Source organism: Bradyrhizobium sp. USDA3010 (assembly GCF_056429065.1).
The window spans coordinates 1-22,959 of sequence record NZ_JBWJZD010000030.1; the positions used below are offsets into that span (position 1 = coordinate 1).

The following is a 22,959-nucleotide window of genomic DNA, read 5'->3' on the forward strand; positions in this document are numbered from 1 at the left end:
AAATATACTTCGACGTATCCATACCAATGCGGATAATCTGGTTCACGGACGGCTCCCATGTATGAGATCTAGACAACCTCATTCTGGCACACCGATGCCGTAGGGGGCCGTCCACACCATCAACCACAGGATGCACTTGTTGTGCGACGCTGGGGGCCCCAGCGAATTCGATCACACAAGGCGGTGGTAATGGGTCCCGGCCTTCGCCGGGACGACGAGCGGATAGAACTCGTCTCGACCCGTCATTCACCATCTGGAAACGACCCCTTTGTACAGTCCGCGCCGGACTTTGGGGGATTTCCGCTTGATCATTTCGACCGCCGCCGCGCAGCGCCGCGCGCTGACGATTCTCGTCCTGACATTGCTGCTCGGTGCCACGCGTTTCTCCGTGGAAACCTTCGTCCCCAAGGCTCACGCGGCCGGCGCGTTCGCGGTCGGCAAATGCGGGGCGTATGGCCAGGCCTACGACTATCCGGCGGAAGGCGCGGCGCGCGCCGCGGCGCTGAAGCAGTGCAAGGGCGATTGCACCACGGTGACCATGAAGCGCGCCTGCGCCGCGCTCGCAATCGACATGAAGAATCCCTGCGGCGCGCATGGCTACGCGGTGGCGCCGAAGATCTCGAGCTCGCTCAATGCCGCGACCAAGAAGTGCTACGACTATGGCGGCAAGGAATGCGTGATCCGCGCCTGGGCCTGCGACGCCAAGGGGTAGCCCGGCCCGGCATACTGCGGCTAAGCTCGCGCCATGCAGTTCGACACCAAGATCGCGGTCGTGATCCGCACCGACCTGGAAGTCTGGCAGAAGCTCAACGTGGCGTCGTTCCTCGCCGGTGGCATCGCAGCTTCCTTCCCTGAATGCATCGGCGAGAATTACGAGGACGGCTCGGGGACGAAGTATCTGTCCCTGATCGGCCAGCCGATCCTGATCTACGGCGCCGACCGTGCGCAGTTGTCGCGCGCGCTGGAACGTGCGCTGGCGCGCGACGTGCGGCCGGCGCTCTACACCGAGGACATGTTCAGGACCACGCATGACGCCGCCAATCGCGAGGTGGTGAGGGCGGTGGCACGGAGCGATCTCAACCTGGTCGGCCTCGCCATCCGCGCCGAGCGCAAGGTGGTCGACAAGATCCTCGACGGGCTGAAGTTTCACACGTAGTCGGGCCGGCTCCCTCCGGCGTCATTCCCCGATGCGCAATTGCGCATCTGGGAGCGACGCGTAGCGTCGAGCCCGGAATCCGTTCCACCAGGCGGCATGATCCCGAAATGTGGCGCGGCGTTTTGATCGCGCTCAAGCCGGCCAACAGCAACCTTTCGTAAGCAAGCGAGTTCTCCCTTAATCGTATTGACAATGACTGACTGGTCAGTCATATTTTGGTGATGACCGAACGCATGAACACATCGACCCGTACCCCACCCGCCAAACGCCGGACCGCGAGCCGGGCCGCCTCGGCGAGGATCCCCAAGGTGACCTCGGCCAAGCTGGCTGAGGCGAGGCCGCCTGCGAACCGCGCCGAGAAATCGGCGGAGCGGCGCGCGGCGATCATCGAGGCGGCGATGGACGAGTTTATCGCCCGCGGCTTTGCCGCGACGCGGCTCGACGACGTCGCCAAGCGGGCCGGCGTCGCCAAGGGCACGCTCTATCTCTACTTCAAGGACAAGGAGACGATGTTCGAGGAGCTGATCCGCACCGCGCTGGTGCCGCTGATCGGCCGCTTGACCGCGCTGCCCACCATCACCGGCCCCGTGCGTGACGCGGTGGAGGGGTTTGCCGAGACCTTCATGCGCGAGGTCGTGGCGACCCGGCGCGGCGACATCATCCGCCTGATCGTGTCCGAAGGGCCACGCTTCCCGGCGATCGCCGATTTCTATTTCCGCGAGGTGGTGTCGAAGGGCCTGACCGGCATGAAGGCGCTGGTCCAGCTCGCGATCACGCGCGGCGAGATCAAGCAGCGGGAGCTCGGCGATTTCCCGCAACTGGTCGTCGCGCCCGCGATCGTCGCGGTGATCTGGCAGAGCCTGTTTGCCCGGCACGCGCCGCTCGACGGGCTCGCGATGTTCAAGGTGCATCTCGATCTGATCTTTGGCGAACGGAGGAAGACATGACCGCTTCGCGCATGATGAAGCTGATCGCGGCCGTCGCGCTGGCCGCGGCGCTCGCCGGCTGCAAGGAGAAGCGGGACCCCGGCTTCCAGGGCTGGGTCGAGGCCGACATGATCTTCGTCAGCCCGGATGAATCCGGCCGCGTCATCAAGCTCAACGTGCGCGAGGGCGACGAGGTCAAGCCTGGCGATCTGCTCTACTCGGTCGACGACGATCTGCAGCGCGCCGATCTCAACCAGAACAACGCGACCCTGGCGAACGCGCAGCAGAGCTATGACCGCGCGGCCTCGCTGCGCGGCACCGGCGCCGGCACCCAGGCTAATCTCGATTCCGCCGTCTCGGCGCTGCGCGTCGCAGAGGCGCGCGTCGTCACCTCGCAGACGCGGCTCGACCGCCGCAAGGGCTTTGCACCGATCGCGGGCGCGATCCAGCAGATCTATTTCCGCGAGGGTGAGATGGTGCAGGCGCAGCGGCCGGTGCTGTCGATCATGCCGCCCGGCAACATGAAGCTGCGCTTCTTCGTGCCGGAGACCGAGCTGCCGAAACTCGCGCTCGGCGACGAGGTGAGGGTGACCTGCGACAATTGCGCGGCCGACCTCACCGCCAAGATCTATTTCATCGCCACCACGGCAGAGTATACGCCGCCCGTCATCTACAGCCTCGATGAGCGCAACAAGCTTGTCTACCTCATCCAGGCGCGGCCAAGCCGGCCCGACGTGCTGCGTGTCGGCCAGCCGATCAGCATCTACCTCAATCCCAAGACGCCGATGGCGGAGCGCAGATGAACGGCCCGACCAGCGCGCAGTCCAATGCAGCTTCCATCGCGATCGATGTGAAGGGCTTGACCAAATCGTTTGGCGGGCGCGAGGTGGTTCACGACCTGTCGATGCAGGTCAAGCGCGGCTCGATCTACGGCTTCCTCGGCCCCAACGGCAGCGGCAAGACCACCACGATCCGCATCCTGTGCGGCCTGTTGACGCCCGACAGCGGCGAGGGCACCTGCCTCGGCTACGAAATCCGGCGCGATGCCGACAAGATCAAGCGCAAGGTCGGCTACATGACGCAGCGCTTCAGCCTTTACCAGGATCTGTCGGTGCGCGAGAATCTGGAGTTCGTCGCGCGGCTCTATGGCATGCCGGACGCGCGCGGCGCCGCGGCCGACATGATCGCGCGGATCGGATTGAAGGGCCGCGAGGAGCAGCTCGCCGCCAATCTCTCCGGCGGCTGGAAGCAGCGGCTGGCGCTCGGCGCCTGCACGCTGCCCAATCCGCAATTGCTGCTGCTGGACGAGCCGACCGCCGGCGTCGACCCGAAGGCGCGGCGCGACTTCTGGAACGAGATCCACGCGCTCGCCGCCGAAGGCCTCACCGTGCTGGTCTCGACCCATTACATGGACGAGGCCGAGCGCTGTCATGAGATCGCCTATATCGCCTACGGCCACCTGCTGGCCCACGGCACGGTGGATGAGGTGATCGCGGCCTCCGCGCTGTCGACCTGGACGGTGACGGGCGAAGACTTCAACGGGCTGATGGCCGAGCTTACCGGCAAGCCCGGCGTCGACATGGTGGCGCCGTTCGGCACCAGCCTGCATGTCTCCGGCCGCGACAAGGCGGCGCTTGAGGCCGCCATCGCACCTTACCGTAGCAATTCGAAGTGGCACTGGCAGCCGAGCGAGCCGTCGCTCGAAGACGTCTTCATCGACCTGATGGGACGCTCCAAAGATAATTTTCAAGGATAGGGTCCGATGAGCGCGACGGATACGATCCGGAAAGGTGAAGAGCGGGAGCCGGCATTCGGCTTCTGGCGGCGCAGCTATGCGATGCTGGTCAAGGAGTTCATCCAGCTCCGCCGCGACCGCGTCTCGTTCGCCATGATCATCATGCTGCCGGTGATGCAGCTCACGCTGTTCGGCTACGCCATCAACACCACGCCACGCAATCTGCCGACCGCGGTGCTGACCCAGGAGGACACCGATCTCGGGCGTTCGATCCTGAAGGCGATGGAGAACACCGCCTATTTCCATTTTGTCCGAGAGGTCCACACCGTCGAGGAATTCGACGAGCTCCTGCAATCCGGCAAGGTGCTGTTCGGGGTCGAGATCCCGCGTGGCTTCGAGCGCGCGGTGCGGCGCGGCGACAGGCCGGCGCTGCTGGTCGCGGCCGATGCCACCGATCCGGTCGCATCGGGCACCGCGCTCGGCACGCTCGGGCCGCTGGTGCAATCGGCGCTGGCGCACGATCTGCATATCGGCGATCCCCCGGACATGCCGTTCGAGATCCGCGCCCATGCCCGCTACAATCCGGCGGCGGATTCGCGCCTCAACATCGTGCCCGGCCTGGTCGGGACCATCCTGACCATGACGATGCTGATCTTCACCGCGCTGTCGGTGACGCGCGAGATCGAGCGCGGCACCATGGAGAGCCTGCTGTCGATGCCGATCAAGCCGGTCGAGGTGATGTTCGGCAAGATCATCCCCTATGTGCTGGTCGGCTTCATCCAGGCCACGCTGATCATCGCCATCGGTATCGTGCTGTTCGGCGTGCCGGTGCTCGGCAGCCTGACGCTGCTGGCGCTACTCACCACGCTGTTCATCACCACCAATCTGTCGATCGGCTACACCTTCTCCACCATCGTGCAGAACCAGTTGCAGGCGATGCAGCTCTCGATGATGTTCTTCCTGCCGAGCATCCTGCTGTCCGGCTTCATGTTTCCGTTCGCGGGCATGCCAGTCTGGGCGCAATATATCGGCGAGGGGCTGCCGCTGACCCATTTCGTCCGCATCGTCCGCGCCATCATGCTGAAGGGCGCGGCGATGCCGAACCTGCAATACGACACCATCGCGCTGGCGGCCCTGATGCTGTTCGCCATGACCATTGCTGTGACGCGCTTCCGCCGCACGCTCGATTGAGGCAGAATGCGAGTGATTGTTGATCGTCATTCCGGGGCGCCTCGACGGGGCGAGCCCGGAATTTCGAGATTCCGGGTTCGCTTCGTGCCCCGGAATGACCGGGGCGGGGAAATGGCGGAATTTTCGGATAGTGACAGCGCAGCGGCAGGCACGACCGTATCCGCCGATTTCAACCACGCTTTGATGCGCGAGGTGATGACCACCGAGCTGCTCCGCATCAAGGTGCTGATCGGCACCGCCATCGTGCTGGGCGCGATCAGCCTCCTGGTGTATCTGTTCGCGCCCGAGGCGGTCAGCCGGGTCTGGCACGGCAACCTCGACCCCGCCTACATCTTCTATGTCACCGTTCCGCTGATCCTGTTCGAGATCTGGGTGCATGGTGCGATCAGCTGGTACAGGCGCAACGGCCGCGACCTGCCGGTGATCCGGCGCTACATCGGCGTGCTGGTCGAGACCTCGCTGCCGACCGTCGTGCTGGCGCTGCATATCGACAGCATGGGCCGCCAGGAGGCGCTCGGCTTCGTGGCTCCGCTGATCTATTTCGTGTTCATCATTCTCTCGACGCTGCGGCTCGATTTCTGGCTCTCGACCTTCACCGGCGTCGTCGCCGCGACCGAGCTGTTCTACATGGCGGTGTTCTTCCACGCGGCTGATGGCGTCGCGGCCGATCAAGGCATTTATTATCATGCCGCGCGCAGCACGATCATCCTGATCTGCGGCGTGCTCGCCGGCGCGGTCGGCCTGCAGCTGCGGCGACAGTTCGCGGCCAGCATTGCGGCTGCCACCGCACGCGACCGCATCACCAATCTGTTCGGCCAGCACGTCTCGCCGCAGGTGGTCGAACGCCTGATGGCGGAGGGCGCCACCACCGCGAGCGACATCCGCCGCGTCGCCGTGATGTTCGTCGATTTCCGCAGCTTCACCGCGGGCGCGCGCTCGCGCTCGCCGCAGGAGGTGGTGGATCGGCTCGACGGCGCCTTTGCCGTGCTGGTCGATATCCTCGATCGCCATGGCGGCATCGTGAACAAGTTTCTCGGTGATGGCTTTCTCGCGCTGTTCGGCGCGCCGTTCGAAGCCGGCGACGCCGCGCATCAGGCAGTCGCCGCCGCGCGCGAGATGCTGGCCGCCAACGAGCGCACCAATGCGTCGTCGAGCTGGCCGCTGCGCATCGGGATTGGCATCCATATCGGCGAGGTCGTCGCCGGCAACGTCGGCTCGCCGCGGCGCAAGGAATACACGGTGATCGGCGACACCGTGAACTTTGCCGCGCGGCTCGAAGCGCTCAACAAGGAGCTCGGCTCGCAATTCCTGATCTCCTCCGCGGTACGCGAGGCGCTCGGCGACGCGTGCCCGGAAGCCGTGTCGCGCGGCGAGATTCCGGTGCGGGGTTACGAGCACCCGGTGCCGGTCTGGCAATTGGGGTAGGCCGCAGCCATCCAGATTTGAGGTAATAAAGTAGCGATTGACGCGACCTCGTATATTCATATAGATGACTATATGAATTCAGCCCTCGACGACCGCCTCCCGCGCTACCAGCGTCTTCGCGACGACCTCGCGGCGCGCATCAACCGCAATGAATGGCGTCCCGGGGACCTGATCCCCTCGGAGGCCGAGCTCGGCGCGCATTACGGCGTCGCGATCGGCACCGTGCGCAAGGCGATCGATCAGCTCGTCAGCGACGGCGTGCTGGAGCGCCAGCAGGGCCGCGGCACCTTCGTGCGCCGCGCGCGGTTCAATTCGTCGCTGTTCCGCTTCTTCCGCTTCCAGTCGGAGAGCGGCGAGCGCCGCGTGCCGCAAAGCCGTATCCTGCGGCGCAAGGCGATGCCGGCGACCTCGGCTGTCGCCTCGGCGCTGCGCATCACCGTCGGCGAGCCCGTCATCAGCCTGTCGCGCCTGCGGCTGATCGACGACGTGCCGCTGCTCGCCGAGGAGATCTGGCTCGAGAGGTCGCGCTTCGAGGCGCTGCTCGCGCTCGCGACCTCCGAGTTCGGCGACTTGCTGTATCCGCTCTACGAGGATCGCTGCGGCCAGGTCGTGGTCTCCGCCGATGAAATCCTCACCGTCGAGATCGCGACCGAGATGCAATCGCGCCTGCTGCGATTGGAGGCCAACGCGCCGCTGATCGTGATCGAGCGCCTGGCCTTCGATCTGGAGCGGCGGCCGATCGAATGGCGCCGCTCGCGCGGGCCGGCGGATCGCTTCCGCTACCACGCCGAGATCAGATAGCGCGGCAACCAAACACAACAACATAAGAATTCACAGGGAGAAGAAATGGCAAACTGGTACAGCGAATGCTCGCCGCTCGAACGGCGTACCTTCTGGGCAAGTTTTGGCGGCTGGGGGTTAGATGCGCTCGACGTCCAGATGTTCAGCCTCGCCATTCCGGCGCTGATCACGGCATTCGGGATCAGCAAGGCCGATGCAGGGTTGCTCGGCTCGGTCACGCTGTTCTTCGGCGCGTTCGGCGGCTGGCTTGGCGGCGCGCTCGGCGACCGTTTCGGCCGGGTGCAGGCGCTGCAGATCACGGTGGCGACCTTTGCGCTCGCGACCTTCGCCTCGGCCTTCGCGATGAACTACAGCCAGCTCGTGATCCTGAAGGCGATCCAGGGTATCGGCTTCGGCGCCGAATGGGCCTGCGGTGCGGTGCTGATGGCCGAGATCATTCGCGCCGAGCATCGCGGCAAGGCGCTCGGCGCCGTGCAGAGCGCCTGGGCGGTCGGCTGGGGCGCTGCCGTGCTGCTCTCGGCCCTGGTCTTCACCACTGCGCCCGCCGACATCGCCTGGCGTATCCTGTTCGCCGTCGGCCTGATCCCGGCGCTCTTGATCCTGTATATCCGCCGCGGGTTGAAGGAGCCGCCGCGCGCTGCAGCGCGCGAGGCCGAGCCGCCGTTCTTTGCGACGCTCGCCGGAATTTTTCACCGCGACGTGCTGCGCTCGACCTTGATCGGAGGCCTGTTCGGCATCGGCGCCCATGGCGGCTATGCGGCGCTGACGACATTCCTGCCGACCTTCCTGCGCGAGGTGCGGCATCTCTCGGTGCTCGGCTCCAGCGCCTATCTCGCCGTGATCATCGTCGCCTTCTTCTGCGGCTGTGTGGTGTCGGGGATCATCAGCGACCGGATCGGGCGGCGCGCCAACGTCACGCTGTTCGCCGCCGCCTGCGTCGTGACGGTGCTGGTCTACATCTTCGCGCCGCTCTCCAATTCGCAGATGCTGGTGCTCGGCTTTCCGCTGGGCTTTTTCTCGGCGGGCATTCCCGCCAGCATGGCGGCGCTGTTCAGCGAGCTCTATCCGGCGGGCGTGCGCGGCACCGGCGTCGGCTTCTGCTACAATTTCGGCCGCATCGTCTCCGCGGCGTTTCCCTTCCTGGTCGGCTACCTCAGCGATCACATCGGCCTCGGTGCGGCGATCGGGATCGACGCGGCGTTCGCCTATTCGCTGGTGCTGGTCGCGGTGCTGATGCTGCCGGAAACCCGCGGCAAGGTTTTCGAGCAGGCTGCCGCCACGCGCGCGTGATGATGAGGAATGATCATGACATCGTACCAACATGGGTTGACGCGGCGCCGGTTTGCCGCGGGAGTGGTTGCCGCGCTGTCGGCGGGCGGATTGGCGAGCAAAGTGAGGGCTGAAGTGCCGAAACTCGCGATCGATACCCACGCCCACGTCTTCCATCGCGGGCTAAAGCTCGCGCCCGGCCGACGCTACGCGCCGGACTATGACGCGCCGCTCGCGCTCTATCTGCAGCAGCTCGACCAGAACGGCATCACCAACGGCGTGTTGGTGCAGCCGAGCTTTCTCGGCACCGACAATTCCTATCTTGCCGAATGCCTGAAGGCGACCAATGGCCGCCTGCGCGGCATCGCCGTGGTCGACGTTGCTGTTGCAGCCGACGAGCTACGCGCGCTCGATCGCGCCGGCGTCGCGGGCATCCGTCTCAATCTGGTCGGCCAGAAGCTGCCCGATCTGACGTCGCCGGAGTGGACGGCGCTGCTGGCACAGATCAGGACGCTCGACTGGCAGGTCGAGATCCAGCGCAACGCCGGCGATCTCGCGACGCTTGCGCCAACGCTGCTCGACCAGGGCGTGAAAGTCGTGCTCGATCACTTCGCCTTGCCCGATCCGAAGCTCGGCATCGACGATCCCGGATTCCAGTCGGTCCTCAAGCTGGGCGCGACGCGAAATGTCTGGGTCAAGATTTCCGCGCCCTATCGCAACGGCGCGGCCGGTGAGGCGTTCGCGAAGCAGGCCTATCCACTGCTGCGCACGGCTTTCGGCGTCGACCGGCTGCTGTGGGGCAGCGACTGGCCGCACACGCAATTCGAGGCGACGCAGAGCTACGGGAAGAATCGCAAATTCCTCGACGAGCTTGTCACCGATGCCGATGAGCGCGCCCGCGTGCTCGCATCGCCGCGCGAGCTGTTTCGCTTCTAAAGCATGATCCGGAAAAGTGCGAAGCGGTTTTCCGAGGAGATCATGCTCAAACAAGGAGCGCGATTGTACCGAGTGCTCTGAAGGGCGTCATTGCCGCTGTGCTACGATGACGCCTTCGGAATGACCGGCACAAGGACACGCAAGATGCAGCGCCGCTATATCACCGTCGACGTTTTCACCGACCGCGCCTTCGGCGGCAACCCGCTCGCCGTGGTGCTCGATGCCGAGGGGTTGTCGAGCACGCAGATGCAGGCGATCGCGACCGAGTTCAACTATTCCGAGACGACCTTCGTGCTGCCGCCGCAGGACAAGGCCAACGACGCCCAGGTTCGCATTTTCACGGTGCGCTCGGAAATTCCGTTCGCCGGCCACCCCAATGTCGGCACCGCCTTCGTGCTGGCGAGCCTGGCAGCGAAGACGCCGGAGCGGCTGAGGTTCGAGGAGAAGGCGGGTCTGGTGCCGGTCGAGATCATGTCCGATGGCGGCAGGGTGATCGGTGCCGAACTGACGGCGCCGCAGCAGCTGCAACGGACGAATGAGGTGAGCGCGGCCGACGCCGCGGCTTGCCTCTCGCTGTCAGTGGCCGACGTGAAGACCGATCGGCACGGGCCGCAGGTCGCTTCGGTCGGCCTGCCGTTCCTGGTTGTCGAGATCGCCTCGCGTGAGGCGCTGAAGCGAGCGCGGCCCGATGCCGCGGCATTCGCCAGGGCGCTGGCCCAGATCGGCCGCGACGTCGTTTATTTCTACACCCGCGATGCGCCGGCGAGCGAGCGGCCGCTCGATTTGCAGGCGCGCATGTTCCATCCGGGCGCCAGCGGCCTGTCGGAAGATCCCGCCACCGGCAGTGCGACTGCGGCCTGCGCGGCGCTGCTCGCCGATATCGATCCCGCGCGTGACGGCGAATTGCGGCTGCGGATCGGGCAGGGCGTCGACATGGGCCGGCCGAGTCTCTTGCTGACGCGGGTGTGCAAGCAGGGCGGCGCGATCACCTCGGTGCATGTCGGCGGCGGCTGCGTGAAGATGATGGAGGGAACGATCAGCGTGCCGGGGGAGGGCCGACGCTAGACCTGGGGCGCTGCGAGATTCTCGATCTTGACGCCGTCGCGCTCCTCGATGATCTCGGCGATCCAGCGGCGGTGACAATGCTCGTGGTCGCGCTCGTAGCAGAGGATGCAGACCGGGCCGGACTTCTTCACCAGCGCCGACAGCTCGTCGAGCTCCTCCTTGGCCTGCACCGTCTTGAGGTGTGCCGAATAGATCTTGTGCAGCAGCGCATATTGCCCGCTGCGCGCCGCCTCGCGGCCGCTCTTCGGCGTGCCGAGGCCGCGGAGGTGGACGTAGCCGATGCCGCGCTCGTCGAGGCCCGCGGCGAGCTGGCTCTTGGAAAAGCCGGGGCGGCGCGAGGAGGCGACCGCGCGGACGTCGACCAGCAGCTTGACGCCGGCGTGCTGGAGCTCATCGAGCACGGCCTTGGACGGCGTCTGCTCGTAGCCGATGGTGAACAGCTTCGATGCCTTCGCCATCGGCTCTCCCTCACTTCACCCGTTCGATCAGCTCCATCGCGCCCGCGGGCGCGCGGATCTTGCCCTCATGGATCACGTAGGCGAACACGTCGCGTGGCGTCTTCTTCGGCGCTGATTTGTCGACCCGCGGCAGATCGTCCGGCTCGCTGCCGCCGGCCCAGTCCTGAAACCGCTTGGCCCAGGCGTCGAGCTGCTTCGGCGGATAGCAGGTCTTCAATTCGTCATTGCCCTTCTGCAGCCGCGCATACACGAAGTCGCTGGCGATATCGGCGATCGCCGGGTATTTGCCGTGCTCGGCGAACACCACGGGCACCTCGAACTGCCGCAGCAGCGCGATGAATTCGGGCACGCAAAAGCTGTCGTGACGCACTTCGACGACATGGCGCAGCGCGCGGCCGTCGAGCTTGCGCGGCAACAACTCGAGGAACTTGCCGAAATCGGCGCCGTCGAATTTCTTGGTCGGCGCAAACTGCCAGAGCACCGGCCCGAGCCGGTCCTTCAGCTCGAGCACGCCCGAATCATAGAACCGCTTCACCGAATCGCCGGCCTCGGCGAGCACGCGGCGGTTGGTGGCGAAGCGCGGCCCCTTCAGCGAGAAGATGAAGCCGTCGGGCACTTCGCTCGCCCATTTGCGAAAGCTCTCCGGCTTCTGCGAGCCGTAATAGGTGCCGTTGATCTCGATCGAGGTCAGCTTGGAGGCGGCGTAGGACAGCTCCTTCGCTTGCGTGAGCTTCTCGGGATAGAACACCCCGCGCCACGGTTCGAAGGTCCAGCCGCCGATACCGATATAGATTTTGCCTGCGTCTGTCTTGGTCGCCTTGGTGGGAGCTTTGGCCACGACTGCACTCATCGCGAGGAGGGGGAACAGGGATCGAGAGTAGTCAAAATAATCGTGATTGGCCAGTTTGCCAGATTGGCGCGGCGGTGCTTATCGTCGCTCTCGCTCTTCGCTACGATGCGCCAAGATGGAGAACAACACATGCGCATGCTGGTTGCGGCCGCCCTTCTGATCACGTCCTCCGCTGCCATATCGTCCGCTGCAATGGCCGACGAGGTCGACGATGCGCACAGGCTCGCGATCACCGGCCGCGACGCCTACTGGAATTGTCTCGCCCGCGAATATCCCCGCGACAGCAACAAGGCGATGTCCGACCAGGAGTTCACCTCGCTGATCGCCAATGTCTGTCCCTCGGAGCGGCAGAACTTCCGGGTGTCGCTGATCGACTTCCTGTCGCTGCAGTTTCCGAAGCAGGATGCCGACGCCAATCTGACGACGGCCAACCGCGCGATCGAGCTGGCGCAGAAGGACATCGTGACCGCCTTCACCCGGCGCAGAGCCGCGGCGAAATAGGTTCCCGAATCCTGTTGCGGCCGGCCGATTTTTGATATCAATCCGCGCAGGCAAGGGGATGATCGGCATGAGATCACAATCGACGGCAGGCTTCTTGGGCGCAGTGGTCGCAGCCGTCGCGCTGGCGGCGGCGTTCATCTACGGGCCGTCGCCGAGCCAGCTGCGTAACCCGACCCAGCCCGCAGCCGTGCAGGCGGCTCCCGCCACCGAAGCCGCGCCGGCGGCCCCGGTGCCACGCGGCCCGGTGATCCGGGAAGTCCCCAACAACTAGCGCCACCGCCCCTTGCGGACCGCCTGGGGCCTTCCCATCTAGCCTCCAACGGCGACGTTGCAGCTTAGGGGCTCCGGCGCCGGGACGACCACGACATTGTTTGGCTGCGCCGGATGTACGCGCGCCCCTTGTTCGTGGTCGTTGGCATTTTCGGGGGTATTTTGCCCCGTTTTCCCGCTTTCCGAGACGGCGTTTGGGCCGACCCGCCTTGGCAGCGGGGGAGGCTGCGGCTATACGCTGCGCTCATGAATGACGCCATCAAGCTCGCCCCCGAAACCTCCTCGCAGGCAGCAAGTTTGCCGCAGCTTTCGGTGGTCGTCCCGACCTTCAACGAACGCGACAATGTCACGGTGCTGTACCGCCGGCTCGACGCGACCCTGAAGGACGTGTCCTGGGAGGTCATCTTCGTCGATGACAATTCGCCCGACGGTACCTGGGACGTGGTGCGCGCCCTGGCGCGGAAGGATTCCCGCGTGCGCTGTATCCGCCGGATCGGCCGGCGCGGCCTGTCGGGCGCCTGCATCGAGGGCATCCTGGCGTCGAGCGCGCCCTATGCCGCGGTCATGGATGCCGACCTCCAGCATGACGAGACCCAGCTCCCGAAGATGGTCGCGCTGCTGCAGAACGGCGAGGCCGAACTCGTGGTCGGCAGCCGCTATATCGAGGGCTACAAGACCGAAGGCTTCAACAAGCAGCGCGCCGGCGCCAGCGCCTTTGCCACCGAGATCGCGCGCCGCTCGTTGAAGGTCGAGATCGCCGATCCCATGAGCGGCTTCTTCATGATCCGCCGCGACCGTTTCGAGCAGCTCGCGCCGCAGCTGTCGACCCAGGGCTTCAAGATCCTGCTCGACGTCGTTGCGACGGCGGAGGGCAAGCTGCGCGCGGTCGAGATTCCCTACACATTCGGTGCCCGCCAGCATGGCGAGAGCAAGCTTGACTCGATGGTCGCGCTCGACTTCCTTGGTCTGGTGCTGGCGAAGCTGACCAACGACGTGATCTCGCTGCGCTTCATTCTGTTCGCAGCGGTCGGCGGGCTCGGCCTGCTGGTGCATCTCAGCGTGCTGTTCATCGCGCTGGAGCTGTTCAAGGCGCCATTCCCGGAGGCCCAGGCCGCCGGTGCGATCGTCGCCATGACCAGCAACTTCATCCTCAACAATTTCCTGACCTATCGCGACCAGCGGCTGAAGGGCTTTGGCATCCTGCGCGGCCTGCTGCTGTTCTATCTGGTCTGCAGCGTCGGCCTGCTTGCCAATGTCGGCGTCGCGTTCTCGGTCTACGACCAGGAGCCGATCTGGTGGCTTGCGGGCGCGGCCGGCGCGCTGATGGGCGTGGTGTGGAACTACGCGATGTCCGGGCTGTTCGTCTGGCGCAAGCGATGACGGTGGCATGAACGCGAACGAGGCGCGGCTGGCCCGGAACACCGCTCTTGCGGTGTGCGCGCTCGTCGTGTTGCGGCTGGCCGCCGCCGCATGGACGCCGCTGACCTTCGACGAAGCCTATTACTGGATGTGGTCGAAGGCGCTCGCCGGCGGCTATTACGACCATCCGCCGATGGTGGCGGTCGTGATCCGGCTCGGCACCATGACCGCGGGCGACACGCCGTTCGGCGTGCGGCTGGTGTCGATCCTGCTCGCGTTGCCGATGAGCTGGGCGATCTACCGGGCGGCCGAGATCCTGTTCGGCGGCCAGCGTATCGCCGCCAGCGCAACCATCCTGCTCAATGTCACGCTGATGGCCGCCGTCGGCACGCTGATCGTGACGCCGGATGCGCCGCTGCTGGTTGCGGCGAGCTTCCTGCTGTATTCGCTCGCAAAGGTGCTGGAGAGCGGCCGCGGCGCCTGGTGGCTTGCGGTCGGCGTCAGCGCAGGCCTGGCGCTGCTGTCGAAATACACGGCGCTGTTCTTTGGACCCGCGATCCTGATCTGGCTTGCGATGGTGCCGAAGCTGCGGCGCTGGTATCTCTCGCCTTGGCTCTATCTCGGCGGCCTGGTTGCGGCCGGCTTGTTTGCGCCGGTCATCCTCTGGAATGCCGATCACCACTGGGTGTCGTTCATCAAGCAGATGGGCCGCGCCCGGATCGAGGACTTCCGGCCGAACTACATTGCCGAGCTGATCCCGACGCAGTTTGCGTTCGCGACGCCATTGGTCTTCATCCTCGGTGTGATGGGCCTCTACGCGCTCTCCCGGCGCCGCGCCGGCGCGATGCCGGCGCGCGTGCTGGTCAACACGATGTTCTGGACCATCGTGGTGTACTTCACCTGGCATGCGCTGCATGCGCGGGTCGAGGCCAACTGGTTCGCGCCGGTCTATCCGGCCTTTGCGGTAGCGGCTGCGGTCGCGGCGATCCAGGTGCAATGGGCGCCGCGCGAGCAGCGCACGATCGATTTCTGCCGCCGCTGGGCCGCGCCCACGGGCGTCGTGCTGTTCGCGCTGCTGATCGTGCAGGCCAACACCGGCATGCTCTCGGGCTACCGCCGCGACGCCACCGTGCGCAGCGTCGGCGTCGGCTGGCAGGAGCTCGCGGGCGAGATCGAGGCGGTGCGCGCGCGGTCCGGCGCGAGCTGCGTGCTGTCGCCGGACTACGGCACCACCGGCTGGCTTGCCTTCTATCTCCCCGAGGGCACCTGCGTCGCGCAACAAGGCCAGCGCATTCGCTGGGTCAACATGCCTGAGCCGAGCCCGGCGCAGCTGTCCGGCAAGCTGCTGTATGTGCATGAGGTCGAGCAGGCGATGCCGGCTTCGGTGCGCGACAATTTCGCCCATGTCGAAACGGTGGCCGAGGCCAAGCGCATGCGCGGGCCGCTGGTGATCGAGACGTACGCGCTCGATCTGCTGGACGGCGCAAAGGGCGAGGTCTTCGACCGGTCGCCGCCGCCGGAACTGCAATAAAACTGTCACCGGCGCATGTCGGATCGTCCGGTTCCGGCTCGTCTTCCAAGGAGCCCGTCAACCACGCGAGGTTCCAACCATGTCCAGTTCCGCCCTCAAGCCCGCAGCTGAACTTGCCAACACCAATAACAGGCGCTTTCCCAATGAGAGCGCCGAATATCGTCGGGCGCGCCAGGCGCTGCTCATCGAGGAGATCGAGCTGCGCCGGCACATCGCGCGCGTCGCCGAGCTGCGCCGCGCCTTGCCGCCGGGCGGCGAGGTGACCAGGCCCTATGAGTTCATTGGCGAGTCCGGCGCGGCCTCGCTCGCCGATCTGTTCGGCAACAAGCAGACGCTCATCATCTACAGCTACATGTTCGGCCCGCAGCGCGAGAAGCCGTGTCCGATGTGCACATCGTTCATGGCCACATGGGAGGAGAAGCTGCCCGATATCGAGCAGCGCCTGTCGTTGGTGTTCGTGGCGCGCTCACCGATCGCGCGGCTGATCGAGGCGAAGAAGGCGCGCAGCTGGACGCGTCACAAGGTCTATTCGGATGCGTCGGGCGATTACACGCGCGACTATGTCAGCAAGGATGACAGCGACGTGCCCGGTTACAATGTCTTCACGCGCCAGAGCGGCGTGATCCGGCATTTCTGGGCCGGCGAAATGGGAGCCGGCACGGTCGACCCCGGCCAGGGCCCGCGCGGCGCGCCGGACATGGACCCGCTCTGGACCCTGCTCGACACCACGCGCGAGGGGCGCGGCGCGGACTGGTATCCGAAGCTGAGCTATTGAGAGATGGATTTTGCTCGCTCCCCGCGCGATTACGGGGCCGTCGGCAAGGAAATTCTCCCTAGGATTTTATCTCGGCATGCGGCGGCGGAGCCGCGTGCCGGAATGTCCCATCATGGGACAAAAAAGCCGCTTTGCCGGTCCAATGCCATCTTAAAAAAGCCCTACGCCACAGGCACTTCCCGCGCCGCAGGGGATCGCATCCGGTTAAGTCGCATTTAACTAAAAGTCGCCTTAATGGCCGTCTGTGCCCCCGCGCGACGTTGAGCCGAACATCGTTCGACGATGCGTCGAGTGAGGGACAAAGGTGGACCTGTTTTGAGCGCCGGGCGTATGGGTACGAGTGCGAGTGCGTATGTTCTTGGGGCGCCAAGCCGCAAGAATTCCTCCCGAAAAATCCTCCCACAGCATTTCCTCGGCAGCGCCGCGGTGGCGGGGCTGGTGCTTGGCTGCGCCTGGACCGTCTATGCCAATATCTTTGCGGCGAGCGTCTATCCGTCAGTCGGCAATGCGTCGTTTGACGCGCCGGTGGTGAAGCGGCCCGTCGCGGTCGCCGCGCGGCCCGCACCCGCGTTCAACGAGGTGTTCGCGTCCCTGACGCCCGCGCCGGCAGCGCCCGCAAAGACCGAGGTCGCGAAGTCGGAAGCGCCGACACCGTCACTTATGTTTAACGATCGGTTTGCGGCCGCCGCGCCCGAGGGCGTCGCGTCCAGCGTCGTGGCCGACGCCGCACCGCAGATCGATCCGATCAAGCAGGCCGCTGAACCCAAGGTCGCCGTAGCGGCGAGGGCGGTGGCGACGGCAGAGCTCGCCGAGACATCGAAGCCGTTGCCGGCGCCGAAATCGGTCGAAACCGCCAAGAAGCAAGCCGCCGCCAATCTGAAGGTGGCGCTCAACGATCCCGCTGCGACGGTTGAACCCAAGACGGCCGACAAGGCGTCCGAGGCCAAGCAGGCGACCAAATCCGGTAGCGTCCGTGACATGGCCGCGCGCGCCAAGGCCGCGGTGCTGTCGATCGCATCGAGCGAGCGGCAGACCATGGTCGAGAAGCTGTGGGGCAAGCGCGAGTCGAGCGGCGGGCTGCTCTCCTTCGCTTCCGCCGACGCCAATGTCACCGGCAGCATCCCCTCGACGCTGGACCAGAACCCGATGCTCGGCGGCTCGCCGCCCTATGACCGCCAGACCGCGGTCTACGACATCTCGGCCAAGACCGTGTATTTGCCGGACGGTACGCGGCTCGAGGCGCATTCCGGCCTCGGCTCCCGGCTCGACGATCCCAGGTCCTCGCATATGAAGATGGTCGGCGTGACGCCGCCGCACATCTACGAGCTCAAGCCGCGCGAGGCGCTGTTCCACGGCGTGCCGGCGCTGCGGCTCAATCCGATCGGCGGCGAGGGCAAGATCTTCAACCGCGACGGTCTGCTCGCGCACACCTTCATGCTCGGCCCGAACGGCGATTCCAACGGCTGCGTCTCGTTCAAGGACTATTACGCCTTCCTCGATGCCTATCGTAACAAGGGCATCCGCCGCCTCGCGGTCTTGGCGAGGATTCAGTAAGCGCCGTCCTGCTGGGGGGCGCCGCCCCCACGGCGTGAACGAGCGATGCAGCCCCGTACCTGTCCGAAGGTCGCAATCCCATCCCTTGAACGGCCACTGGCGGCGCTATATCCTGCAAAATACAAGGGTGCCAGGGCCAACAGCGCCGCGCTCCCGAGGGTCACAGAACCCGCGGAGCAGGGGAGGGAAGCATGAGCCGGTCGCCAGGCGTCATGCACACGGACAAGGTTCTCGACGTGCTGGCCGGAGGCGGGGCGCCATCCGATCTGTCGGCGTCGTGGCGTCGGTCCGGCCATCTGCATGCGCTCGATCCGGCGAGCCGCCTGCCTTCCCATCGTCTCGGCCAGGCTGACATCGCCGCTGCACAGCAGCGCCTCGGCGAATTCCTGAAAGTCGCCCAGAGTACGCTCGACCGGCTGTTCCTTGCCGTGGGCGGGGTCGGCTGTTCGGTGCTGCTCGCGGACCGCGACGGCGTCGTCGTCGACCGGCGCGGCGCGGGCGCCGATGATGCGACGTTCGACGCCTGGGGGCTCTGGACCGGTGCGGTCTGGAGCGAGAAGTACGAGGGCACCAACGGCATCGGCACCTGCATCGTCGAGAAGCGCCCGCTGTCGATCGACCGCGAGCAACATTTCTTCACGCGCAATTCCGGACTGTTCTGCACCACCGCGCCGATCTTCGACGAGCATGGCGAGCTTGCAGCGGCGCTTGATGTGTCGTCCTGCCGGGCTGACCTGACCGACGGATTTTCCCGGCTGATTGCGACAACTGTGACGGACGCCGCGCGCGCGATCGAAGCCGAGAATTTTCGCCGTGCGTTTCCCGATGCGCGAATTCTGCTGACACCGCGTAGCGAGCGCGCCGTCAATTCACTGCTCGCGGTCGATCGCGACGATCTCGTGATCGGCGCAACGCGCGCTGCGCGCCGCGCGCTTGGCCTCAACGCCGCGTCGCTGGCGCGGCCGTTGCCGGCGGCCGATCTGATCGGCGAGACGCGCGACGACGGCGGCCTGGCCGCCGCGGAACGTGCAGCGTTGCAGCGCGCGCTGGCGCGCGCCGGCGGCAATGTGTCGAAGGCCGCCAAGGATCTCGACATGTCCCGCGCCACATTGCACCGCAAGCTCAAGCAGCTCGGCTTGCATCGCCAAAGCGCGACGAGTTTTGGTTGAATCGGCTTGGCGCGGTCTCGGCTCACCTCTCCCCGGTGGGGAGAGGTTGGATTGCTCTCGGCGATGCGAAGCATCGTCCGGTGCAATCCGGGTGAGGGCTCTTGCTCTCTCGATAGACCGTAACCCCTCACCCGATTTGCTGCGCAAATCGACCTCTCCCAAGGGAGAGGTGAACTTTCGACGCCGTTCCAGCTCACCGCAATCTCATCATGCTCCAGGGCATTTCCGCAACTCAAAACCAGCGTCCGGAGCGCTGACGCATCTGTGCCAATTTGCGGCGCACTCTGTCTCAGATTTGCGACAGTTCCCCTGCGGCCCTTGGGGCGGCCCCTGTTCTGTCCGCCTGATTTGACCGAGCGTCCCGGCCAACGCCGTGTGCATCGGCGTGCCAACGGAGGAACACATGAACAAGGTTGACATGCAGTCCGTGCTCAAGGCGCCGTTCGCCAAGCGCTACGGCAATTTCATCGGCGGCGAATGGCGCGAGCCCCGCTCCGGAAAGTATTTTGAGAACATCTCGCCGGTGACGGGCCTTCCGGTCTGCGAGATCCCGCGCTCCGACGCGTCGGATATCGAGGCGGCGCTCGATGCCGCACACGCAGCCAAGGACGCCTGGGGCAAGACCAGCGTCGCCGAACGCTCGTTGATCCTCAACAGGATCGCCGACCGGATGGAGGCCAATCTCGAAAATCTCGCCACCGCCGAGACCTGGGACAACGGCAAGCCGATCCGTGAGACCATGGCCGCCGACATGCCGCTGGCGATCGACCACTTCCGTTACTTCGCTAGCGCGATCCGCGGACAGGAGGGCTCGATCTCGGAGATCGACCACGACACGATCGCTTATCACTTCCACGAGCCGCTCGGCGTGGTCGGCCAGATCATTCCCTGGAATTTCCCGATCCTGATGGCGACCTGGAAGCTTGCGCCCGCGCTCGCCGCCGGCAACTGCGTGGTCATCAAGCCGGCCGAGCAGACCCCGGCCTCGATCCTGGTCTGGCTCGAGCTGATCGGCGATCTCTTGCCCAAGGGCGTGGTGAACGTCGTCAACGGCTTCGGCCTCGAAGCAGGAAAGCCGCTGGCCTCGTCGAACCGGATCGCCAAGATCGCTTTCACCGGCGAGACCACGACCGGCCGGCTGATCATGCAATATGCCTCGCAGAACCTGATCCCGGTGACGCTCGAACTCGGCGGCAAATCGCCCAACATCTTCTTCAAGGATGTCTGCGCCGAGGACGACGATTTCTTCGACAAGGCCGTCGAAGGCTTCGTGATGTTCGCGCTCAACCAGGGTGAGGTTTGCACTTGCCCGAGCCGCGCGCTGATCCACGAATCGATCTATGACCGCTTCATGGAGCGCGCGCTGAAGCGCGTCGAAGCGATCACCCAGGGCAGCCCGCTCGATCCGACCACGATGATCGGCGCGCAGGCGTCCTCCGAGCAGCTCGAGAAGATCCTCTCCTACATCGACATCGGCAAGAAGGAAGGCGCCGAGGTGCTCGCCGGCGGCGAGCGCAACAATCTCGGCGGCGGGCTCTCGGGCGGCTACTATGTCAAGCCGACCGTGTTCAAGGGCCACAACAAGATGCGCATCTTCCAGGAGGAGATCTTCGGGCCCGTGGTGTCCGTGACCACCTTCAAGAATGACGAAGACGCGCTCTCGATCGCCAACGACACGCTCTACGGCCTCGGTGCCGGCATCTGGAGCCGCGACGTCAATCGCTGCTACCGGTTCGGCCGGGCCATCCAGGCCGGCCGGGTCTGGACCAACTGCTACCACGCCTATCCGGCGCATGCGGCGTTCGGCGGCTACAAGCAGTCCGGTGTCGGCCGCGAGAACCACAAGATGATGCTCGACCACTACCAGCAGACCAAGAACATGCTGGTGAGCTACAGCCCGAAGAAGCTCGGCTTCTTCTGATATTCCGGCCGCCCCCGCGTTCAGGGGGATGAAGACCACAGGCTTCGGCGGGGTGTCCCGCCGAAGCTCCATGACGGAGGCCGAGATGGCTGACAAGGTGACCGCGACGCCGGCTGCGCTGGAGCTGATTGCCGAGATCGTCGCCGATCATGGGCCGGTGCTGTTTCACCAGTCCGGCGGCTGCTGCGACGGTTCGTCGCCGATGTGCTATCCGCAAGGCGACTTCCTGATCGGCGATTATGACGTCAAGCTCGGCGAGATCGGCGGGGCGCCGTTCTATATCAGCAGCTCGCAATACGACGTCTGGAAGCACACCGATCTGATCATCGACGTCGTGCCCGGCCGTGGCGGCATGTTCTCGCTCGACAATGGCCGCGAACACCGGTTCCTGACCCGGTCCGAACTCTGTGCGCTGCCGCCGCGCCAGACAGGATAGGGCGTTTCGGCGCGATCGGCGTCGATCTGGAACTGGAGGCCATTGTCGCTATACTGCGCTGATCCAGGGCGAGTCCAAGCTCGGCAACGGATCCGGTGCAAAGCGAACATGTCTCCGACACCCCCCATCGAAACTCCGCCGCCGATCACGACCGAAGCGTTCGTCGATGCTGGCGCGGCGGTTGCCCGTCTCGAAGAGATCTACGAGCGCAACACCGGATTCCTGCGCAGTCGCTTCGAGGCCTATGTCAACGGGGTGCCGTGCACGACGCGGGTGCGCGCGCATTACCCGTTCGTCCGCATCACGACCTCGTCGCATGCCCGGCTCGATTCCCGTCTCGCCTACGGTTTTGTCGCGGGACCCGGTGTCCACGAGACCAGCATCACGCGGCCGGACATTTTCCGGACCTATCTCACCGAGCAGATCGGGCTCCTGATCAAGAACCATGGCGTGGCGGTCGAGATCGGCGAGTCCAATGAGCCGATTCCGATCCATTTCGCCTACCGGCGCGACATCAATATCGAGGCGGCGCTGACTATCGCCGACAGTTCGGCCTTCACAAGGTCGCTGCGCGACGTGTTCGATACGCCGGACCTTGCGGCGATGGACGACGCGATCGCCGACGGCACGTTTGAACTGACGCCGGGCACGCCGGAGCCGCTGGCCCTGTTCCGTGCCGCGCGCGTCGATTACTCGCTGCGCCGGCTCTATCACTACACCGGCACCGATCCCGAGCACTTCCAGAATTTCGTGATCTTCACCAACTACCAGTTCTATGTCGACGCCTTCGCGCAATCGAGCCTGCAGCGTCTCGCATCAGGTGAGGAAGGCCTCGAGGCGTTCGTCGCGCCCGGCAATGTGATCACGCGCAACGCGCTGGCAGGCGGAGGCGTGAGCGGGACGGCATCGGATCGCGTCCCGCAGATGCCGGCGTTTCATCTCGTCGAGCCCGGCTATCGCGGCATCACCCTGATCAATATCGGGATCGGTCCATCGAACGCCCGCAACATCACCGATCACGTTGCGGTGCTGCGGCCGCATGCCTGGCTGATGATCGGGCATTGCGCCGGACTGCGCAACACGCAGCGGCTCGGCGACTATGTGCTGGCCCATGGCTATGTCCGTGAGGATCACGTGCTCGATCACGAGCTGCCGCTCTGGGTGCCGATCCCTGCGCTTGCGGAGATGCAGGTCGCGCTCGAGGAGGCGGTCGGGGAGGTGACCGGGCTCACCGGCTTCGAGCTCAAGCGCCTGATGCGCACCGGCACGGTCGCCAGCGTCGACAACCGCAATTGGGAAATCAGCGGGCCGCAGGTGATCCGGCGGATGTCGCAATCGCGCTCCATCGCGCTCGACATGGAATCGGCGACGATCGCCGCCAACGGCTATCGGTTCCGCGTGCCCTACGGCACGCTACTGTGCGTCTCGGACAAGCCGCTGCACGGCGAGATCAAGCTGGCGGGTATGGCGAGCGAATTCTATCGCCAGCGCGTCGGCCAGCACCTTCAGATCGGCCTGAAGGCGCTGGAGCGGCTCAAGCAGCAGGAATCCGAACGGCTGCATTCGCGCAAGCTGAGGAGCTTTGCCGAAGTCGCGTTTCAGTAGCCGATCACGGTCGATGCGCTCGTAAG

Annotated in this window: 23 protein-coding genes; 21 read left to right on the forward strand and 2 right to left on the reverse strand. The window is 65.4% G+C overall.

All coding sequences use genetic code 11. The features are described from left to right. Positions 1 to 361 precede the first annotated feature (361 nt). The 11 genes from AC066Y_RS32900 to AC066Y_RS32950 all read left to right on the forward strand — a co-directional run bounded on the left by AC066Y_RS32900 (position 362) and on the right by AC066Y_RS32950 (position 10,504). Complete coding sequence (locus AC066Y_RS32900) at positions 362 to 712, forward strand: DUF4189 domain-containing protein (protein ID WP_375781184.1); 351 nt, start codon at positions 362 to 364, stop codon at positions 710 to 712. A gap of 33 nt (positions 713 to 745) precedes the next feature. After that, positions 746 to 1,156 carry a DUF2000 family protein gene (locus tag AC066Y_RS32905; protein ID WP_478277507.1) on the forward strand — a complete coding sequence of 137 codons (411 nt, stop codon included), beginning with the start codon at positions 746 to 748 and terminating at the stop codon, positions 1,154 to 1,156. 233 nt (positions 1,157 to 1,389) lie between these two features. After that, positions 1,390 to 2,103, forward strand: coding sequence for a TetR/AcrR family transcriptional regulator (locus tag AC066Y_RS32910; protein ID WP_478277508.1), 714 nt, complete (start codon positions 1,390 to 1,392; stop codon positions 2,101 to 2,103). Then, the gene (locus AC066Y_RS32915; protein ID WP_478277509.1) at positions 2,100 to 2,885 is read left to right on the forward strand and encodes an HlyD family secretion protein; all 786 of its coding nucleotides are present in this window, start codon (positions 2,100 to 2,102) and stop codon (positions 2,883 to 2,885) included. The genes AC066Y_RS32910 and AC066Y_RS32915 overlap by 4 nt, the downstream gene beginning before the upstream one ends. Next, entirely contained in the window at positions 2,882 to 3,838 is a 957-nt protein-coding gene (locus AC066Y_RS32920) for an ABC transporter ATP-binding protein (protein WP_478277510.1), read from the forward strand. The genes AC066Y_RS32915 and AC066Y_RS32920 overlap by 4 nt, the downstream gene beginning before the upstream one ends. Before the next feature lie 6 nt (positions 3,839 to 3,844). Next, positions 3,845 to 5,008: an ABC transporter permease gene (locus tag AC066Y_RS32925; protein WP_478277511.1), complete on the forward strand. Its 1,164-nt coding sequence runs from the start codon at positions 3,845 to 3,847 to the stop codon at positions 5,006 to 5,008. 111 nt (positions 5,009 to 5,119) lie between these two features. Further along, positions 5,120 to 6,433, forward strand: coding sequence for an adenylate/guanylate cyclase domain-containing protein (locus AC066Y_RS32930; RefSeq protein WP_478277512.1), 1,314 nt, complete (start codon positions 5,120 to 5,122; stop codon positions 6,431 to 6,433). Between the two features lie 72 nt (positions 6,434 to 6,505). Further along, complete coding sequence (locus tag AC066Y_RS32935) at positions 6,506 to 7,234, forward strand: GntR family transcriptional regulator (RefSeq protein ID WP_478277513.1); 729 nt, start codon at positions 6,506 to 6,508, stop codon at positions 7,232 to 7,234. Positions 7,235 to 7,279: 45 nt separating this feature from the next. Next, positions 7,280 to 8,524: an MFS transporter gene (locus tag AC066Y_RS32940; RefSeq protein WP_478277514.1), complete on the forward strand. Its 1,245-nt coding sequence runs from the start codon at positions 7,280 to 7,282 to the stop codon at positions 8,522 to 8,524. Between the two features lie 15 nt (positions 8,525 to 8,539). Beyond that, positions 8,540 to 9,439, forward strand: a complete 900-nt coding sequence (locus tag AC066Y_RS32945) for an amidohydrolase family protein (RefSeq protein WP_478277515.1) — start codon at positions 8,540 to 8,542, stop codon at positions 9,437 to 9,439. A 144-nt stretch (positions 9,440 to 9,583) separates the two neighbouring features. Next, a complete protein-coding gene (locus AC066Y_RS32950; RefSeq protein ID WP_478277516.1) occupies positions 9,584 to 10,504 on the forward strand; it encodes a PhzF family phenazine biosynthesis protein in 921 nt (306 codons plus the stop codon). On the opposite strand, the gene AC066Y_RS32955 is transcribed toward AC066Y_RS32950, so the two are convergent. Then, complete coding sequence (locus AC066Y_RS32955; RefSeq protein WP_478277517.1) at positions 10,501 to 10,962, reverse strand: DUF488 domain-containing protein; 462 nt, start codon at positions 10,960 to 10,962, stop codon at positions 10,501 to 10,503. The two genes, AC066Y_RS32950 and AC066Y_RS32955, sit on opposite strands and share 4 nt — an antisense overlap. 10 nt (positions 10,963 to 10,972) lie before the next feature. Then, positions 10,973 to 11,800, reverse strand: a complete 828-nt coding sequence (locus tag AC066Y_RS32960; protein ID WP_478277518.1) for a DUF72 domain-containing protein — start codon at positions 11,798 to 11,800, stop codon at positions 10,973 to 10,975. A 141-nt stretch (positions 11,801 to 11,941) separates the two neighbouring features. On the opposite strand from AC066Y_RS32960, the gene AC066Y_RS32965 reads away from it, so the two are divergent. From AC066Y_RS32965 to AC066Y_RS33010, 10 genes are all read left to right on the forward strand, one after another. Continuing rightward, entirely contained in the window at positions 11,942 to 12,313 is a 372-nt protein-coding gene (locus AC066Y_RS32965; protein ID WP_478277519.1) for a hypothetical protein, read from the forward strand. 67 nt (positions 12,314 to 12,380) lie between these two features. Then, positions 12,381 to 12,584, forward strand: a complete 204-nt coding sequence (locus AC066Y_RS32970; RefSeq protein ID WP_176530371.1) for a hypothetical protein — start codon at positions 12,381 to 12,383, stop codon at positions 12,582 to 12,584. A 245-nt stretch (positions 12,585 to 12,829) separates the two neighbouring features. Further along, positions 12,830 to 13,963 (forward strand): glycosyltransferase, encoded by a 1,134-nt coding sequence (locus tag AC066Y_RS32975; RefSeq protein WP_478277520.1) that lies wholly within the window; start codon positions 12,830 to 12,832, stop codon positions 13,961 to 13,963. A 7-nt stretch (positions 13,964 to 13,970) separates the two neighbouring features. Then, positions 13,971 to 15,473 (forward strand): glycosyltransferase family 39 protein, encoded by a 1,503-nt coding sequence (locus AC066Y_RS32980; RefSeq protein ID WP_478277521.1) that lies wholly within the window; start codon positions 13,971 to 13,973, stop codon positions 15,471 to 15,473. 79 nt (positions 15,474 to 15,552) lie between these two features. Beyond that, positions 15,553 to 16,248, forward strand: coding sequence for a DUF899 family protein (locus AC066Y_RS32985; protein ID WP_478277522.1), 696 nt, complete (start codon positions 15,553 to 15,555; stop codon positions 16,246 to 16,248). Positions 16,249 to 16,674: 426 nt separating this feature from the next. Continuing rightward, the gene (locus AC066Y_RS32990) at positions 16,675 to 17,802 is read left to right on the forward strand and encodes a DUF2778 domain-containing protein (RefSeq protein ID WP_478277523.1); all 1,128 of its coding nucleotides are present in this window, start codon (positions 16,675 to 16,677) and stop codon (positions 17,800 to 17,802) included. Between the two features lie 191 nt (positions 17,803 to 17,993). Next, positions 17,994 to 18,971 carry a GAF domain-containing protein gene (locus AC066Y_RS32995; RefSeq protein WP_478277524.1) on the forward strand — a complete coding sequence of 326 codons (978 nt, stop codon included), beginning with the start codon at positions 17,994 to 17,996 and terminating at the stop codon, positions 18,969 to 18,971. 403 nt (positions 18,972 to 19,374) lie between these two features. Further along, positions 19,375 to 20,892, forward strand: a complete 1,518-nt coding sequence (gene adh, locus AC066Y_RS33000) for an aldehyde dehydrogenase (RefSeq protein WP_478277525.1) — start codon at positions 19,375 to 19,377, stop codon at positions 20,890 to 20,892. Positions 20,893 to 20,977: 85 nt separating this feature from the next. Beyond that, positions 20,978 to 21,328: a DUF779 domain-containing protein gene (locus AC066Y_RS33005; RefSeq protein WP_478277526.1), complete on the forward strand. Its 351-nt coding sequence runs from the start codon at positions 20,978 to 20,980 to the stop codon at positions 21,326 to 21,328. 108 nt (positions 21,329 to 21,436) lie between these two features. Next, entirely contained in the window at positions 21,437 to 22,933 is a 1,497-nt protein-coding gene (locus AC066Y_RS33010) for an AMP nucleosidase (protein WP_478277527.1), read from the forward strand. Positions 22,934 to 22,959: the final 26 nt, after the last annotated feature.